The sequence below is a fragment of the Vibrio sp. 10N.261.51.A3 genome, assembly GCF_041471965.1.
Lineage (GTDB): Bacteria > Pseudomonadota > Gammaproteobacteria > Enterobacterales > Vibrionaceae > Vibrio > Vibrio crassostreae_C.
In genome coordinates this window covers 56,975-71,830 of the sequence record NZ_JBFRPK010000005.1, presented here as the reverse complement: position 1 = coordinate 71,830, position 14,856 = coordinate 56,975, and the positions used below count along the sequence as shown (strand labels likewise).

Annotated in this window: 15 protein-coding genes; 9 read left to right on the top strand and 6 right to left on the bottom strand. The window is 44.4% G+C overall.

Annotated features, from left to right (window positions below):
* On the bottom strand, window positions 1-915 hold the full coding sequence (locus AB4371_RS01960; RefSeq protein WP_229647135.1) for a TIGR01777 family oxidoreductase: 915 nt from the start codon (window positions 913-915) through the stop codon (window positions 1-3).
* A 289-nt stretch (window positions 916-1,204) separates the two neighbouring features.
* On the opposite strand from AB4371_RS01960, the gene AB4371_RS01955 reads away from it, so the two are divergent.
* From AB4371_RS01955 to yfcE, 5 genes are read left to right on the top strand one after another with little or no spacing between them, the layout of a single operon-like run.
* Window positions 1,205-1,939 (top strand): DUF1538 domain-containing protein, encoded by a 735-nt coding sequence (locus AB4371_RS01955; protein ID WP_017072437.1) that lies wholly within the window; start codon window positions 1,205-1,207, stop codon window positions 1,937-1,939.
* Window positions 1,936-2,730 (top strand): DUF1538 domain-containing protein, encoded by a 795-nt coding sequence (locus tag AB4371_RS01950; RefSeq protein WP_017066002.1) that lies wholly within the window; start codon window positions 1,936-1,938, stop codon window positions 2,728-2,730. Before AB4371_RS01955 ends, AB4371_RS01950 begins: the two co-directional genes overlap by 4 nt.
* Window positions 2,720-3,070: a P-II family nitrogen regulator gene (locus AB4371_RS01945; RefSeq protein WP_017062207.1), complete on the top strand. Its 351-nt coding sequence runs from the start codon at window positions 2,720-2,722 to the stop codon at window positions 3,068-3,070. Before AB4371_RS01950 ends, AB4371_RS01945 begins: the two co-directional genes overlap by 11 nt.
* A complete protein-coding gene (locus tag AB4371_RS01940) occupies window positions 3,067-3,474 on the top strand; it encodes a CBS domain-containing protein (protein ID WP_017062206.1) in 408 nt (135 codons plus the stop codon). Before AB4371_RS01945 ends, AB4371_RS01940 begins: the two co-directional genes overlap by 4 nt.
* Window positions 3,475-3,521: 47 nt before the next feature.
* Entirely contained in the window at window positions 3,522-4,067 is a 546-nt protein-coding gene (gene yfcE / locus AB4371_RS01935) for a phosphodiesterase (RefSeq protein WP_017068995.1), read from the top strand.
* Window positions 4,068-4,092: 25 nt separating this feature from the next.
* Here yfcE and AB4371_RS01930 read toward each other — a convergent pair whose 3' ends face one another.
* The 3 genes from AB4371_RS01930 to AB4371_RS01920 form a co-directional block, all read right to left on the bottom strand.
* A complete protein-coding gene (locus AB4371_RS01930) occupies window positions 4,093-4,413 on the bottom strand; it encodes a SelT/SelW/SelH family protein (protein WP_017062204.1) in 321 nt (106 codons plus the stop codon).
* Window positions 4,414-4,548: 135 nt separating this feature from the next.
* The gene (locus AB4371_RS01925; RefSeq protein WP_102393250.1) at window positions 4,549-5,064 is read right to left on the bottom strand and encodes a regulatory protein ToxS; all 516 of its coding nucleotides are present in this window, start codon (window positions 5,062-5,064) and stop codon (window positions 4,549-4,551) included.
* A 1-nt stretch (window position 5,065) separates the two neighbouring features.
* Window positions 5,066-5,977: a transcriptional regulator gene (locus tag AB4371_RS01920; RefSeq protein WP_017063403.1), complete on the bottom strand. Its 912-nt coding sequence runs from the start codon at window positions 5,975-5,977 to the stop codon at window positions 5,066-5,068.
* A 271-nt stretch (window positions 5,978-6,248) separates the two neighbouring features.
* Here AB4371_RS01920 and htpG point away from each other — a divergent pair, with 271 nt between their 5' ends.
* The 3 genes from htpG to hemH all read left to right on the top strand — a co-directional run bounded on the left by htpG (window position 6,249) and on the right by hemH (window position 10,427).
* Complete coding sequence (gene htpG, locus AB4371_RS01915) at window positions 6,249-8,153, top strand: molecular chaperone HtpG (protein ID WP_017062201.1); 1,905 nt, start codon at window positions 6,249-6,251, stop codon at window positions 8,151-8,153.
* Between the two features lie 389 nt (window positions 8,154-8,542).
* Window positions 8,543-9,187 carry an adenylate kinase gene (gene adk / locus AB4371_RS01910; protein ID WP_048660860.1) on the top strand — a complete coding sequence of 215 codons (645 nt, stop codon included), beginning with the start codon at window positions 8,543-8,545 and terminating at the stop codon, window positions 9,185-9,187.
* Window positions 9,188-9,464: 277 nt separating this feature from the next.
* A complete protein-coding gene (hemH, locus tag AB4371_RS01905; RefSeq protein ID WP_137001204.1) occupies window positions 9,465-10,427 on the top strand; it encodes a ferrochelatase in 963 nt (320 codons plus the stop codon).
* Window positions 10,428-10,517: 90 nt separating this feature from the next.
* On the opposite strand, the gene AB4371_RS01900 is transcribed toward hemH, so the two are convergent.
* The gene (locus tag AB4371_RS01900; protein WP_102393253.1) at window positions 10,518-11,903 is read right to left on the bottom strand and encodes a peptide MFS transporter; all 1,386 of its coding nucleotides are present in this window, start codon (window positions 11,901-11,903) and stop codon (window positions 10,518-10,520) included.
* A 501-nt stretch (window positions 11,904-12,404) separates the two neighbouring features.
* Between AB4371_RS01900 and rfaH the strand changes: the two genes are divergently transcribed.
* Window positions 12,405-12,911: a transcription/translation regulatory transformer protein RfaH gene (gene rfaH / locus AB4371_RS01895; RefSeq protein ID WP_017068990.1), complete on the top strand. Its 507-nt coding sequence runs from the start codon at window positions 12,405-12,407 to the stop codon at window positions 12,909-12,911.
* A gap of 78 nt (window positions 12,912-12,989) precedes the next feature.
* On the opposite strand, the gene asnB is transcribed toward rfaH, so the two are convergent.
* Window positions 12,990-14,660 (bottom strand): asparagine synthase B, encoded by a 1,671-nt coding sequence (gene asnB, locus AB4371_RS01890; RefSeq protein ID WP_102320162.1) that lies wholly within the window; start codon window positions 14,658-14,660, stop codon window positions 12,990-12,992.
* Window positions 14,661-14,856 lie beyond the last annotated feature (196 nt).

Genomic DNA, 14,856 nt, shown 5'->3' with positions numbered 1-14,856 from the left:
TTAGTCTTGATGTTGTAACAAGTTTTTTAGTGCTGGCTCGATTCTTGAGTAACTAAAGATGAATCCCATCTCAGTGAGTTTCTTCGGCTTGGAGCGAATGCTGTCAAATAGCAAACAAGATGATTCCCCCATGAGAATCGACATTGCCCATTTCGGCGTGAATAAGAAATGCGGTCGGCCTAATTGTTTCGCTAACGTGCTGCTGAACAGTTTGTTGGTCACAGGGTGAGGGGCACACATATTGAATTCCCCTTGAGCGTGGGGGAGTGACAACAAGTGATTGATGGCTCTCACCATATCGAGAATGTGAATCCATGGCATGTACTGCTCACCTGAACCTATTGGACCACCGACGCCGAGTTTATAAGGCAATAGCATCTTCTTGAGTGCGCCGCCATTCTCGCCAAGTACAACCCCTGTTCGCAGTAGTATCACGCGTGTGCTTTCTGATTGTGCTCTCTTGGCTATCTTTTCCCAGTGGGCACAGACTTTATGAGGAAAGCTTTCATCTTCTACTTGCAGTGACTCGTCAAACGGGTGCTGCTGTTGATCGCCATAGTAACCCACGGCTGAACCGCTAATAAAAGCGTGTGGCGGGTTGCTACTGGCATGAATTAATTCGACCAGCTTTTCAGTGATGTGCCAGCGGCTGTTACAGATCCTCTCTTTTTGTTCTGTACTCCAACGCTTATCGGCAATCGGCTCACCCGCGAGGTTGACCACCACATCAAAGTCATTGAGATCACTGAGCTCATCAAGGGATTGAATGTAATGAAGGTTGTTCTGGTTGAGGTGATTTAGGTTTTGCTTCGCATTTTCAGGACTCCGCGTCAGCAATGTCACGTCGTCAGTGTTCCAACTCTTGACCAATTCAGAGCCAATAAATCCAGTACCACCCGTTAACAATATCTTCATACCAATCTCCCTATTAAACATAATTATAGACATGGCTTGTTTTTAGTCGCCAATCAATACGAAAAAATCACTATAACGATCATAAGGTTTCAATCGTGTGATGCCCAAATTACGCCTTTTTCAATTTACAAAGGAGTGAAATTAAATTCATCAAGTCAGGATGTGTACCGTCATCACACTTATGCACTTTACTCGGATATGTTACCAACTGCGTAATATTTGTCACATAAGCAATGATAAGGATTTGCCATGATTATTATTAATTCATAATCAGCGACAAGGAATTGCGATGACGGCGGTGCTTGCTTTGTTTCGATCCATGTTAGGTAGCCTGAGGGATCTATTGCCAATCGTGGCGGTAATCGCTTTCTTCCAGCTTGCTGTCTTACAAGAGCCACTTCCTCATCTTTTATCTATTCTGACTGGCTTAGTGCTCGTCGTTTTTGGACTCACTTTCTTTATCTTTGGCCTTGAAATGGGGTTGTTTCCAATTGGCGAATCGATGGCTCAAGCATTTGCCAGAAAGGGGAGTGTGTTCTGGTTATTGATCTTCGCTTTTTGTTTGGGTTTTGGTACCACCATAGCCGAGCCAGCGTTAACCGCAGTCGCTGCCGAAGCCGCAGAAGTGGCAGCTGAGGGAGGTGTAATCCCCAATACGTTAGATGAAATGGAGCAGTATGCCAATGGCCTGCGCTTTACTGTGGCACTGTCAGTCGGTATCGCTATTTTACTCGGTGTGCTGAGAATCTTAAAAGGTTGGCCAATCCAGTACATGATCATCGGTGGATATATTGGAGTGGTCGTGCTCACTGCATTTGCTCCGGAAAACATCATTGGAATTGCGTATGACTCTGGTGGAGTAACGACATCGACGATCACCGTCCCATTAGTAACTGCGTTAGGGGTGGGTTTAGCCTCGGCAATTAAAGGGCGTAATCCGATGATAGATGGTTTTGGGTTGATCGCGTTTGCTTCGTTGCTGCCGATGATGTTTGTCATGGTGTACGGGATGGTGGTGACATGATCAGTGTTCAACAATTTATCGACACCTTTCTCGGCACTGTGATGGATGTGATCCCGATTGCGATCATCATCTTCGGTTTTCAGTTGGCGGTATTACGAAAGCCAGTCAATAACCTAGCCAAAGTGCTGATCGGTTTCTTCTACGTCATTCTTGGCTTATCACTCTTTTTGATGGGATTGGAGCTCGCGTTATTCCCTCTAGGGGAGACGATGGCAATGCAACTCACCGAGCCAAGCTTTTTGACTGAGTTTAAGATCAGTTCTGGTCTTGCTTTGGTTTGGTTTGATTATTATTGGGTTTACCTGTTTGCGTTTTGTATTGGTTTCAGCACCACGATAGCCGAGCCTTCTTTGATAGCTGTAGCGATTAAGGCGAACCAAGTTTCCGGTGGCAGTATCAGCGTCAATGGGCTGAGGATCGCCGTGGCATTGGGCGTTGCTATCGGTATCTCACTGGGCAGCTACCGTATCGTTGCGGGTGACCCGATCCACTACTACATCATTTTTGGTTATGTCGTCGTGGTCATTCAAACCTTTTACGCCCCAAAACTCATTATTCCATTGGCCTACGATTCGGGTGGCGTCACTACATCAACGGTGACAGTCCCTTTAGTGACGGCGCTCGGGCTTGGACTCGCTTCAACCGTACCAGGAAGAAACCCTGTTATTGATGGCTTTGGGTTGATCGCCTTTGCCAGCTTATTTCCCATCATTTCAGTGATGGGCTATGCCCAAATAACACAATGGTTAAACCGTTTACACACCTCTAAGGAGAGCAAAGATGCGCTTTAAACTTATCTTAGCGTTTGTAGAAGAGAGCAAGACTGACACTGTGCTCGATGCCGCGCGTGATGCGGGCGCGACTGGAGCAACGGTGATTAACAACGCCAGAGGGCAAGGCTTAAACCAAAAAACCACCTTCTTTGGCCTAACGCTAGAGGTACAAAAAGATGTGTTGCTGTTTGTGGTTGAGGAACACTTAGCGAGGCATATTCTTGAAACTATTGGCGAAGTCGGTGAGTTTGACCAGGAGTCAGGACAAGGTATAGCGGTGCAGATCGATATCGAAGACGCAGTCGGGGTTGCGCATCAAGTCGAGACGTTAACAAAGGTTGTGGAGGATGAGCTATGAGTACCAGTGAAAAGATCCGAGTAGGCGATGTCATGGCCAATACGTATGTGATTATCGATGGGCTAACCACGGTGTTAGAAGCGATAGAGATGGCTAAAAAGCACAAAGTGAAGGCAATCATTGTCGATAAACGCCACGAAGATGACGAATACGGCATCGTATTGATGAATGACATTGCCAAGAAAGTACTGGCTAAGAACCGATCTCCAAAGCGAACCAATGTTTATGAGATCATGACCAAGCCAGCGCTAAGCGTGTCTGCTGAGATGAACGTAAAGTATTGCGCTCGCCTGTTTGAACGCTTTGGTATCAGTCGTGCGCCAGTAGTTCGTGATAACAAGATAGTCGGTATGGTTAGTTACAATAATATCGTGATCAATGGTATGGCGAGAGATGACGTGTAGCATTTAGATACGTACAATAGGCTCATAAATTTTATGGAGAAGTACGTGTGAAATTATTTTTTGCTTCAGACCTACACGGTTCGCTGCCAGCAACAGAAAAGGTATTAGAACTCTACCAAGCATCTGGTGCGCAATATTTAGTTCTATTGGGTGACATTCTGAATCATGGACCAAGAAATCCGATTCCAGAAGGATACAACCCGCCGGCGGTTGCAGATAAGTTGAATGCGTTTTCTCAAGAGATCATTGCCGTTCGTGGTAACTGCGATAGCGAAGTGGATCAGATGTTGTTGTCTTTTCCAATGATGATGGATTACTCGTGGGTGCTATTAGAATCAGGCCAGCGTATCTTCCTAACGCATGGCCATTTGTACAACACCAATAAACGCCCTGCGTTGAAGGCGGGCGATATCATTGCACACGGTCATACCCATATTCCTGTCGCCGAATACCAAGATGACATCTTTATCTTTAACCCTAGCTCGGTGACATTCCCACGAGAGGGACACGCGGCAAGCTATGGCATCTATGAAAACAATACCTTCAAAGTCATTAGCCTTGAAGGTGATGTTCTCGTGAGTGGTCAGCTTTAAATCATTGGATCGGCCGTAAAAGGGCTTATTTTGAGTCCACGTGGCCGAGATCTCTGTCTGGAGCAATGATGTTTCGTACTCTTTGCTTCAGAACTTTCGCCTCTGGAAAACCGTCATCTGCTTTTCTTTCCCAAATCTGCACACCATTACAAAAGATTTCGAACCTGCCTCCTGTGTCTGGGTGTAAGCTCACTTGTTCAATTTCTTCGCTGAAGGTATGCAGTAGCTCTTGGCATAACCAACTAGAGCGAAGCATCCAATTGCATTGACGGCAATAGTGTATCGCGATTGTGGCTTTTGTTGCTGTCTCTTTCGCTGGCGCCAGATTAGGTTGTTCCGTTTTCATGGTTAATCCTTAAAATGCTACATCCGTAATTTGATACCAGCGGCTAACAAAAAAGGGGCTTCATGCCCCTTTTTTCTATTGGTTTACCGTTTCATGGTATTCAGCTATTCATAAACAGTAAATAGCGATCCAATCTTAGTTTGAAAACAATACGGTAGAACCATGATTTAAGCTAGTCAGTAGCAGTGCCTTCGGGTTAACAATATCTATGCGGCGGCTTTGCTCTGCGTCCATCTTAATGACTTGAGTGATCAGCTCTAGCTGTTCTTCTGAAAAGTCTTGGCGCTGAGCCGAGGTCACATCTTTAAACTCCGTTGGCGAAATCAGTAAGTAGTTATCGTTAATATCCCACTGACCCGTTTCAGAGATGTTGATGACATTCGCAGGCTCAGTTTGATTACCGTAAAGTCTAACCACTGACATTCTTAAATATGTACCATTTGGTAGGTATTTCGCATTCGATGATAGTTCAACTCTACGAAGTGGGCCTATTGAGTCAGCTTGCTTGTTATCGCTAATCAGCGTCACCATTCTCGACTGCCATTCATGCTGAGTGAGCAAGCGCTCTACTTTTGCATTGCTGCTCCAATATAGCCAACCACTCAAAAATGCCGATAGAACCAGTAAGATAATCGATACTTTTAATTTCATGTTACTTACCACCGTTACAAATGTCGTTTACATCCGACTGGTTTGCGTAAATTCTTAGGGTTACATTTTCGCTCGAGTAATCTTGCGGGTGAATGTAATTGAGGGCAAGGTTATTGGTTTGTCCTCCTGTAGCGATCACTTCAGCCGGCTTTAACACACCAGTGTGACTCGTGTTGTAACTTAATACACACTTTTCTATTGCTGGCAGCCAACTGCTGAGGTCTGGGTGGTTAACCGGTGATTGAACCTTTACACCATCCACTTCAGTCAAAACCGTGAACTCGGACTCCACCGGGGTAGTAAACGTTAAAACGAGAATCGGCATGATGAAAGCGGCAAGCAGTAACCAAAATGTTAACCATTTATTGGTGCTTTTAGCCGGAGCTACAACAGGAGCGGTTGCTGGTTCTACTGCCACTTTAGTTTGTTGAACTTTTGTAATTGGCTCAGGTTCAAATGTGTCAGTGATTGCTTGTTCAGTCGCTGCAGGCGTTGCAAACGTTAGGATAGGTTCAACGTCATTTTCTGCAATTTCAGCGGCTACTGGCTGATCATTTGATGACAGTGGCGCAGAGCGCTCAACGGTCGCAATAAATTGGTAACCGCGCTTCGGTACTGTCTTTACGAATTCAGGAGATTTAGTCGAGTCTTTGAGCATCTTTCTCAGAGTCGATACGGCTTGCGTTAAGCTTGAGTCATCCACCTCAAAGCCTTGGTCTCGCCAAACATACTCATGCAATTCATTACGAGTGATAACTTCATTAGGCCTTTCTGACAGCATCAAGAGAATGCGGCTTTCATTGCTACCAAGACGTACGACTTCACCGTCGCTCATTTGATCGACAAGTGAATTGCTGTTTGGGTCGAATACGAACCGTTGTGCGAGAATAAACTTTGTGCCGATATTACTCATTGAATTCTTCTATTTTGGATTGTTTTGGGGGGCGAAATAGACAAATCTCAGGTGAAGTTCCGTTAATTCTTCACCAAATCATGGCTTATTTTATGTTCTTTTATATTTATCAGGCTCAAGGATAATAAAAACAGATAAAAAAAACAGTGTTTTTATGATTTTTGACCTTGAATTTACATTTGTCATCCTCATGTTAATGAACAGAAGAGTGGCATCAAGTGTTACGCCCCTATGATTATTCAACATAAAGTATAGATGTTTTGGAGTAAAAATGAGCGAAACGGCAACGCAAAATAAAGAGACTCGTGGCTTTCAATCTGAAGTAAAACAACTACTTCATCTAATGATTCACTCACTGTATTCAAATAAAGAAATCTTTCTACGTGAGCTGATCTCTAACGCATCTGACGCGGCTGATAAGCTTCGTTTTCAAGCTCTATCGAACGGTGACCTTTACCAAGGTGATGCAGATCTAGGTGTAAAACTTTCTTTCAACGCGGAAGCAAACACGTTAACCATTTCTGATAACGGTATCGGTATGAGCCGCGACAACGTTATTGAGCATTTAGGTACGATTGCTAAGTCAGGCACTGCAGATTTTTTCTCAAAGCTGTCTGAAGACCAAAGCAAAGACTCTCAACTGATTGGTCAATTTGGTGTGGGTTTCTATTCTGCATTCATCGTCGCAGACGCGGTAACGGTTCGCACACGTGCAGCTGGCCTGCCGAACAATGAAGCTGTTCAGTGGCACTCTGCAGGTGAAGGCGATTACACAATCGAAGACATCACTAAAGAGTCTCGTGGTACTGACATCGTTCTGCACATGCGTGAAGACGGTAAAGAGTTTTTAAATGAGTGGCGTCTGCGTGAAGTGATTGGTAAATATTCTGACCACATCGGCATTCCTGTTTCTATCTTCACAGCAGTGAAAGATGACGAAGGTAAAGACACCGAAGAGAAACATTGGGAACAGATCAACAAGGCGCAAGCACTTTGGACTCGTAACAAGTCTGATATCGAGAAAGAAGAGTACCAAGAGTTTTACAAACACGTATCTCACGACTTTGCTGATCCACTAACCTGGAGCCACAACAAGGTTGAAGGTAAGAACGATTACACAAGCCTGCTTTACATCCCAGCGAAAGCACCTTGGGACATGATGAACCGTGACCACAAGAGTGGCTTGAAACTTTACGTGCAGCGTGTATTCATCATGGATGACGCAGAGCAGTTCATGCCATCTTACATGCGTTTCGTTCGTGGCTTGATTGACTCAAACGATCTGCCATTGAACGTGTCTCGTGAAATCCTGCAAGACAACAAGGTAACTCAGTCTCTTCGTGGCGCATGTACCAAGCGTGTACTGACTATGCTTGAGCGCATGGCGAAGAATGACAATGATAAGTACCTAGAGTTTTGGAAAGAGTTCGGCCTAGTATTGAAAGAAGGCCCGGCTGAAGATATGGCGAACAAAGAGAAGATCGCTGGTCTACTTCGTTTCTCGTCAACGGAAGTGGATTCTGCTGAACAAACCATCAGCCTAGAATCTTACGTTGAGCGCATGAAAGAAGGCCAAGATAAGATTTACTACCTGACAGCAGATAGCTACGCTGCCGCTAAAAACAGCCCGCACTTGGAGCAGTTCAAAGCTAAAGGTATTGAAGTGGTTCTAATGTACGATCGTATTGATGAGTACGTAATGAACTACCTGACTGACTTCGACGGTAAACAGTTCCAATCGATCACTAAAGCAGGCTTAGACCTAAGTAAGTTTGAAGGTGAAGAAGAGAAAGAGAAGCAAAAAGAGACAGAAGAAGAGTTCAAATCTGTTGTTGAGCGTACTCAATCTTACCTAGGTGGTCGTGTTAAAGAAGTTCGTACGACCTTCAAGCTAGCAACGACACCTGCGGTTGTTGTGACTGACGACTTCGAAATGGGCACGCAAATGGCGAAGCTTCTTGAAGCTGCGGGTCAAGCGGCACCGGAAGTGAAGTACATCTTCGAGATTAACCCTGAGCACGCACTGGTTAAACAGATGGCTGACGAAGCAGACGAGCAAGCGTTTGGTCGTTGGGTTGAGTTGCTACTTGGTCAAGCGATGCTGGCTGAAAAGGGCTCAATGGAAGATCCGTCACAATTCTTGGGTGCAATCAACGAGCTACTAACAAAGCGTTAGTCTTTCGACTTTAGGTTAAGCCAACAATTACAATAAAAAGCTCGCAAATGCGGGCTTTTTTTTATGAACGTCGTTGAAAATTGACCTAACGTGGTCGACGTCACCGTTATCGTCACAACAAATGTTGTCGATGCATTCTTTAGTCGTAAATTCAGCCAAATTGAATATTAATGTGATAGAATGCTCGACCTAATCAGCTGGGGCTAGGAAGCTACTATCTCCAGTTGTATGATTTTTAAACGTTATACCGAAACTTACCGTTTTGCTTCTGTTCACAGTTTTGCTTAGCCTCAATGGTTACTTAACGCTTTCTGTTCATCCTAAAAATGAGCAAGAATGGAGGGATAGTGAGCTTCGGTATAAATCATAATTTTATAAGAGGATTAAACATGCGCATCATTCTTCTAGGTGCTCCTGGCGCGGGTAAAGGTACTCAAGCTAACTTCATCATGAACAAATTTGGTATCCCTCAAATTTCAACTGGTGACATGCTACGTGCTGCTATCAAAGCGGGTACTGAGCTTGGTAAGCAAGCAAAATCAGTAATCGACGCTGGTCAGCTAGTTTCTGATGAAATTATCCTTGGTCTTATCAAAGAGCGTATCGCTCAAGATGACTGTGAGAAAGGTTTCCTACTAGACGGTTTCCCACGCACAATCCCACAAGCTGATGGCCTAAAAGAAATGGGCATCGCTGTTGATTACGTTGTTGAATTCGACGTAGCTGACGATGTGATTGTTGAGCGTATGGCTGGTCGTCGTGCTCACCTTCCTTCAGGCCGTACATACCACACTGTGTACAACCCGCCTAAAGAAGAAGGTAAAGATGACGTAACTGGCGAAGAGCTAGTTGTACGTGATGACGACAAAGAAGAAACAGTTCGTGCACGTCTAGGTGTATACCACGATCAAACAGCTCCGCTAATCTCTTACTACGGTAAAGAAGCTGAAGCAGGCAACACTCAGTACCTTAAGTTTGACGGTACTAAGCAAGTTGCTGAAGTTAGTGCAGAACTTGAGAAAGCACTAGCATAATTGGCTAACAGCCAGTTTTAGAATTTGATATATTGGAAGCGACCTTAAGGGTCGCTTTTTTTGTTTCAATTTTTAGTACGATACCAATCTATATAACTTGATTGCACATGATTCAGAACGGTTCAGACCCGACGGCAGTGGCTAGCAATTGAGAGTGGATGTTGTGTATCTCATATGAAGAATGATTATTCAGACTTTCATTGAGGCGCAATGATCTTAAACTTATGCAGATTAGTATATTACTTTCCAGAAAATCACATATTGGTCTCAGGTATCTATGGAAAATAATAAAAAGCAGGGCGTTTTACTGGTGAACTTAGGAACGCCAGATTCTGCGACCCCCGCTGGCGTTCGTCGATTTTTGAGTGAGTTCTTGCACGACAAGCGAGTAGTAAACCTAACTCGTTGGCTTTGGTGTCCTATTCTGCATGGGGTGATTCTTCCTATTCGTTCACCTAAGGTTGCGAAGCTATATCAGTCGGTTTGGATGGATGATGGATCACCTTTGCTCGTTTACTCGCAGAGACAAGCGGAAAAGCTAGAGAAAAAATTAGAGATGCCGGTTGCATTGGGAATGACCTATGGTAACCCAAGCCTTAAGACGGGTATCGAACAACTGATGGAGCAGGGCGTTGAAGACGTTATTGTATTGCCTTTGTACCCTCAGTACTCAGGTACAACGACAGCGGCTGTTTCTGATGGCTTAACCAAAGCTTTTAAGCAGATGCCTGTAATCCCAAGCTATCGCTTTATTCGCGATTACTATTCACACCCGAGCTATGCCAAAGCACTGGCTGAAAGCGTTCGCAGTCATTGGGATCAAAATGGCAGAGCTGATCACTTGGTTTGTTCGTTCCACGGCATTCCGAAGCGCTTAGCTGATGAAGGCGATATCTATCCACAGCACTGTGAAGCAACGACAAAACTGCTTGCAGCAGAGCTAGGTTTATCTGAAGAAGACATCACCATGACCTACCAATCTCGATTTGGTCGAGAGGAGTGGTTGAAGCCATACACTGATGAGACGCTTGAATCACTGCCAAACAAAGGCATCAAGAAGATCGATATCATGGCGCCTGCATTCTCGGTGGATTGCTTGGAAACATTGGAAGAGATTTCAGACCAGTGTAAAGAGACTTTCATCGAAGCTGGTGGCTCAGACTTTAGCTACATTATGTGTCTGAACGACAGAGACTCACACATCGACATGATGGCTGAACTAGTGGCGCTTCATCGCTAACTGATATGGCGATTGAATAGATAACAAAAGGGCTGCTCATTGAGCAGCCCTTTTTGATCTTGATGTTTCTTCTTGAAATCGATCTAGCTATTAAGCGACCGAAGTTTCTGCTTTTGGTTCTGCTTCAAGCGTCATGTTGGTTTCTACACCGTGCATCCATGATACAAGCTTACCAGCACAAAGCAGCAGTAATATGGCACTCACCGTTGCTGTGATAGCAATACCACTGAAGATTGACATAGCACCAAGCTCACCAACGTGAGAACCGACCAGGCCTGCCACGTAGTTTGCCACCGCATTGAAGCCAAACCATGCACCCATCATCAATGATGCTAGGCGAAGCGGAGCTAACTTAGTGACCAACGACAGGCCAATAGGCGATAGACAAAGCTCACCAAGGGTATGGAAGAAGAAAGCACCGACTAGCCATAGCATTGATGTTTTCACGGTTAGGTCACCGCCTTGCTCCATTACCGCGCCCATCATGCACACAAAGCCCAGTGCTAAGAAGAACAATGCCATTGCAAACTTAACAGGAGAGTTGGGTTCACGCTTACCCAGTTTCACCCAGAACGCAGCAATGATTGGAGCAAGTGTAATGATGAAGAATGGGTTCAAAGATTGGAACCACGCAGCAGGAACTTCAAAGCCACCAATCATACGGTCAGTATATTGTTGAGTGTAGATGTTCATTAGGCCGCCAGCTTGTTCAAAGCCCGCCCAGAAAACAATCACGAACAGACCCATGATAAGAATCACTTTTAGTCTGTCGAACTCTTCTTTGGTCAGTGGCGCTTTTTCTTTAGATTTGTTTAGTGCTTTCGCTCTTGCAGCAGCAGGTACAGAACCGATGTTGCCCAACCAAGACTGAGCCATTGTCACTTGCATGATCAAGCTAATAACCATACCAATACCAGCGGCTAGGAAACCTGCTTTCCAACCGAATGAATCGACAGCAGCACCTGAAATTAAGCCACCAAGCAGCGCACCTAAGTTGATGCCCATGTAGAAAATGGTGAAAGCACCGTCACGGCGGTTATCGCCTTCTTGGTACAGATCGCCAACCATGGTTGAGATGTTCGGCTTAAACATACCGTTACCACTGATTAGCAGAGCTAAACCAAGGTACAGCGCGTTCACTTGGTCTAAACCGATGAAGCCGTTAGGTAGAGCCATTGTAAATTGGCCAAGTGCCATCAATACACCGCCAATCATAATTGATTTACGCTGACCTAGGTAGTTATCGGCAATCCAGCCACCAATTAATGGTGTGATGTAGACTAAGCCGGTGTAAATACCGTAGAGATCGAGTGCGTCTTTCGTTGACCAACCCAGTCCACCGTTGAGGGTAGTGTCAGTCAAAAATAAGACAAGGATGGCACGCATCGCATAGTAAGAGAAACGTTCCCATAGCTCTGTGCTAAAAAGTAGAAATAGGCCTCTAGGGTGGCCAAAGATGTTGTGGTTGCTTGGCATAAGTTTTACTAATTTTAGGTATTAAAAGATTTTATAGTCATTCATGTATACACAGTGGGATAAAAGTCTGCAATAGACTTATTTTATGGTCACGACAACTTGGTTTAACTAAGATGTTGATATTAAATATCTTTATTTTTAATGTTGCCCATTTTAGATGTGCTGCAAACTAATTTTCCAGATTTGAGTTGGTTGGTTAATAACCTTCATTAAAGTTGTGTTGAATTAAAATCTTTAGATATATTGCTCTGGTGTATCATTTTGAGTTTTAAGGGAGTGGCATGCGCATTAGGTGGGGCATACATATGCTTACAACAATGAGTCTTTTGATCTCTAAATGATCTCTGTACAATGCTTAACCACTCCGACACCTATAACTTTTTGTTGATAAATTGGTCTGCTACGCATTATTTTTCGTTAGCAACGATTCATTTTATTAATGGTGATTTAACCGTTTTAGGCATGTGGTAAAATATCTAAAAATATAAAATGGCTAGTCAAATGAAACGTTGGTATTTGCTTTACTGTAAGCGTGGTGATCAAAAACGCGCTCAGCAGCACTTAGAGAATCAGGGGGTAGAGTGCTTTTACCCTCAAATAGAAGTCGAAAAGGTGGTGAGAGGGAAAGAAAAGCAGGTCAAAGAACCGCTGTTTCCGTCTTACATCTTTGTTCGCTTCGACTATGAGCAAGGTCCTAGCTTCACGACCGTTCGTTCAACACGTGGCGTTGTGGACTTTATTAAGTTCGGTTCACTGCCGCACGAGGTCCAAGGAGACTTGGTGTTTGAACTTAAAGAGTTTGAGAAGTGCTGCAGTAACGAAGTGGAAGATTGTTGTGTTGAGTTTGAATCTGGACAGGTAGTTAAGATTCAGAGTGGCCAATTTGCTGGGGTTGAAGCTATTTTCGATCAGAAAGACGGTGAGGCTCGATCGATTATGCTGGTGAAAATGATCAGCCAAGTCGTTCCAATCAGTATTGAGAACGAAGCACTACAAGCTCGCGCATAACTGCAGTAATAAAAATAGGCTTAAAACAAAAGGCGCATAATGCGCCTTTTTTAGTCTTTAGGGTTTGTTCAAAACGCTCTAAGCGTTGTAAGCATCGTTGTGAACGGCTTGTACTGCACGGCCTGATGGGTCGACACAGTTTTTGAATGACTCATCCCACTCAATCGCTTTCGCTGATGAACAAGCAACTGAAGGACCACCAGGTACACACTCTGCCGCAGATTCTAGAGGGAATAGCTCCTCAAAGATTTCACGGTAAGCATAACCTTCTTTGGTTGTTGGCGTGTTGTAAGGGAAACGGAACTTAGCAGCTTCCATTTGTTGATCCGTTACTTTTGCTTCAGCCGTTGCTTTCAATGTATCAATCCAATCGTAGCCAACACCATCAGAGAACTGCTCTTTTTGACGCCATGCGATTGAATCTGGTAGGTAGTCTTCAAAACACTCACGCAGGATGTGTTTCTCCATCTTACCGTTACCGCACATCTTATCTTCAGGGTTCAGACGCATTGCGACATCGATGAACTCTTTATCCAAGAATGGTACACGGCCTTCAACACCCCATGCCGCTAGCGATTTGTTTGCACGAGCACAGTCGAACATGCTTAGAGCAAGCAGTTTACGTACTGTCTCTTCGTGGAACTCTTTCGCGTTTGGCGCTTTATGGAAGTACAGGTAACCACCAAAGATTTCATCAGCACCTTCACCTGAAAGTACCATCTTGATGCCCATCGCTTTGATCTTACGAGCCAGCAAGTACATTGGCGTTGATGCACGAATCGTCGTTACATCGTAAGTTTCGATATGGTAGATAACGTCACGGATTGCGTCTAGGCCTTCCTGAATAGTGTAAGTCATCTCATGGTGCACAGTTCCGATCTTGTCCGCAACTTCACGAGCAGCGATAAGGTCTGGTGCGCCTTCAAGACCAACAGCGAACGAGTGCAGTTGTGGCCACCAAGCTTCAGATTGCTCATCATCTTCGATACGCATTGCCGCAAAGCGTTTTGCAACTGCTGAAGTAATTGATGAATCCAGGCCACCAGATAGAAGTACACCGTAAGGAACGTCAGTCATTAGTTGACGTTTAACGGCTGCTTCTAGCGCTTCAGTCAGTTCTTCTTTGCTTGTGCTGTTGCCTTGTACCGCAGCGTACTCGTTCCAATCGCGGATGTAGTAGCGTTGAGGTTCAGCATCTTTCGAAGAGTAGAAGCTACCTGGAGGGAATTCACTGATCGTCTTACATACTTCAACCAATGCTTTCATCTCTGAAGCCACGTAGTAGTTGCCGTGCTCATCGTAACCTTGGTAAAGCGGGATGATACCAATATGGTCGCGGCCCACTAGGTACTCGTCTTTCTCTTCGTCGTATAAAACGAATGCGAAAATACCGTTAAGCTCTTCTAGAAGGTCTGCACCCATCTCTTGGTATAGCGCTAGGATAACTTCACAGTCAGAATCAGTCTGGAACTGGTACTTATCTTCATAGCGTGCACGAAGTTCTTTGTGGTTATAAATTTCACCGTTTACTGCAAGAATGTGCTTTTTGTCTTGACTGTATAGTGGTTGAGCACCACTGTTCAAGCCAACAATAGCAAGACGTTCATGAGCAAGGATTGCTTTTTCACCAGCATAGATACCAGACCAGTCTGGACCACGGTGACGAAGCTTCTTAGACATTTCTAAAGCAATAGGGCGAAGTGTTGCGGCATCACTTTTAATGTCGAGAATGCCAAATACTGAACACATAGAACTTCCTCTTAAATAATTTCCAAATCAACTGCATTCAATTTGCCATTCTGGCTAAAAAAAGCAACCGGATGTGAGCAAAAAAATAATATAAAGGGTGTTCTGTTAGAAATTATCTAATTTTTATGTGCTTTTGGTGTGTGATGTTTAATTGCGGTTGGTTTTTTAAACAAAAACCTCTCAAAAGTGCGAAAAA

Excerpts from the sequence above, each read along its gene's own strand:
- AB4371_RS01960 (WP_229647135.1), bottom strand. The coding sequence starts at position 915 with ATGAAGATATTGTTAACGGGTGGTACTGGATTTATTGGCTCTGAATTG.
- AB4371_RS01955 (WP_017072437.1), top strand. The coding sequence starts at position 1,205 with ATGACGGCGGTGCTTGCTTTGTTTCGATCCATGTTAGGTAGCCTGAGG.
- AB4371_RS01950 (WP_017066002.1), top strand. The coding sequence starts at position 1,936 with ATGATCAGTGTTCAACAATTTATCGACACCTTTCTCGGCACTGTGATG.
- AB4371_RS01945 (WP_017062207.1), top strand. The coding sequence starts at position 2,720 with ATGCGCTTTAAACTTATCTTAGCGTTTGTAGAAGAGAGCAAGACTGAC.
- AB4371_RS01940 (WP_017062206.1), top strand. The coding sequence starts at position 3,067 with ATGAGTACCAGTGAAAAGATCCGAGTAGGCGATGTCATGGCCAATACG.
- AB4371_RS01930 (WP_017062204.1), bottom strand. The coding sequence starts at position 4,413 with ATGAAAACGGAACAACCTAATCTGGCGCCAGCGAAAGAGACAGCAACA.
- AB4371_RS01925 (WP_102393250.1), bottom strand. The coding sequence starts at position 5,064 with ATGAAATTAAAAGTATCGATTATCTTACTGGTTCTATCGGCATTTTTG.
- AB4371_RS01920 (WP_017063403.1), bottom strand. The coding sequence starts at position 5,977 with ATGAGTAATATCGGCACAAAGTTTATTCTCGCACAACGGTTCGTATTC.
- htpG (WP_017062201.1), top strand. The coding sequence starts at position 6,249 with ATGAGCGAAACGGCAACGCAAAATAAAGAGACTCGTGGCTTTCAATCT.
- adk (WP_048660860.1), top strand. The coding sequence starts at position 8,543 with ATGCGCATCATTCTTCTAGGTGCTCCTGGCGCGGGTAAAGGTACTCAA.
- hemH (WP_137001204.1), top strand. The coding sequence starts at position 9,465 with ATGGAAAATAATAAAAAGCAGGGCGTTTTACTGGTGAACTTAGGAACG.
- AB4371_RS01900 (WP_102393253.1), bottom strand. The coding sequence starts at position 11,903 with ATGCCAAGCAACCACAACATCTTTGGCCACCCTAGAGGCCTATTTCTA.
- rfaH (WP_017068990.1), top strand. The coding sequence starts at position 12,405 with ATGAAACGTTGGTATTTGCTTTACTGTAAGCGTGGTGATCAAAAACGC.
- asnB (WP_102320162.1), bottom strand. The coding sequence starts at position 14,660 with ATGTGTTCAGTATTTGGCATTCTCGACATTAAAAGTGATGCCGCAACA.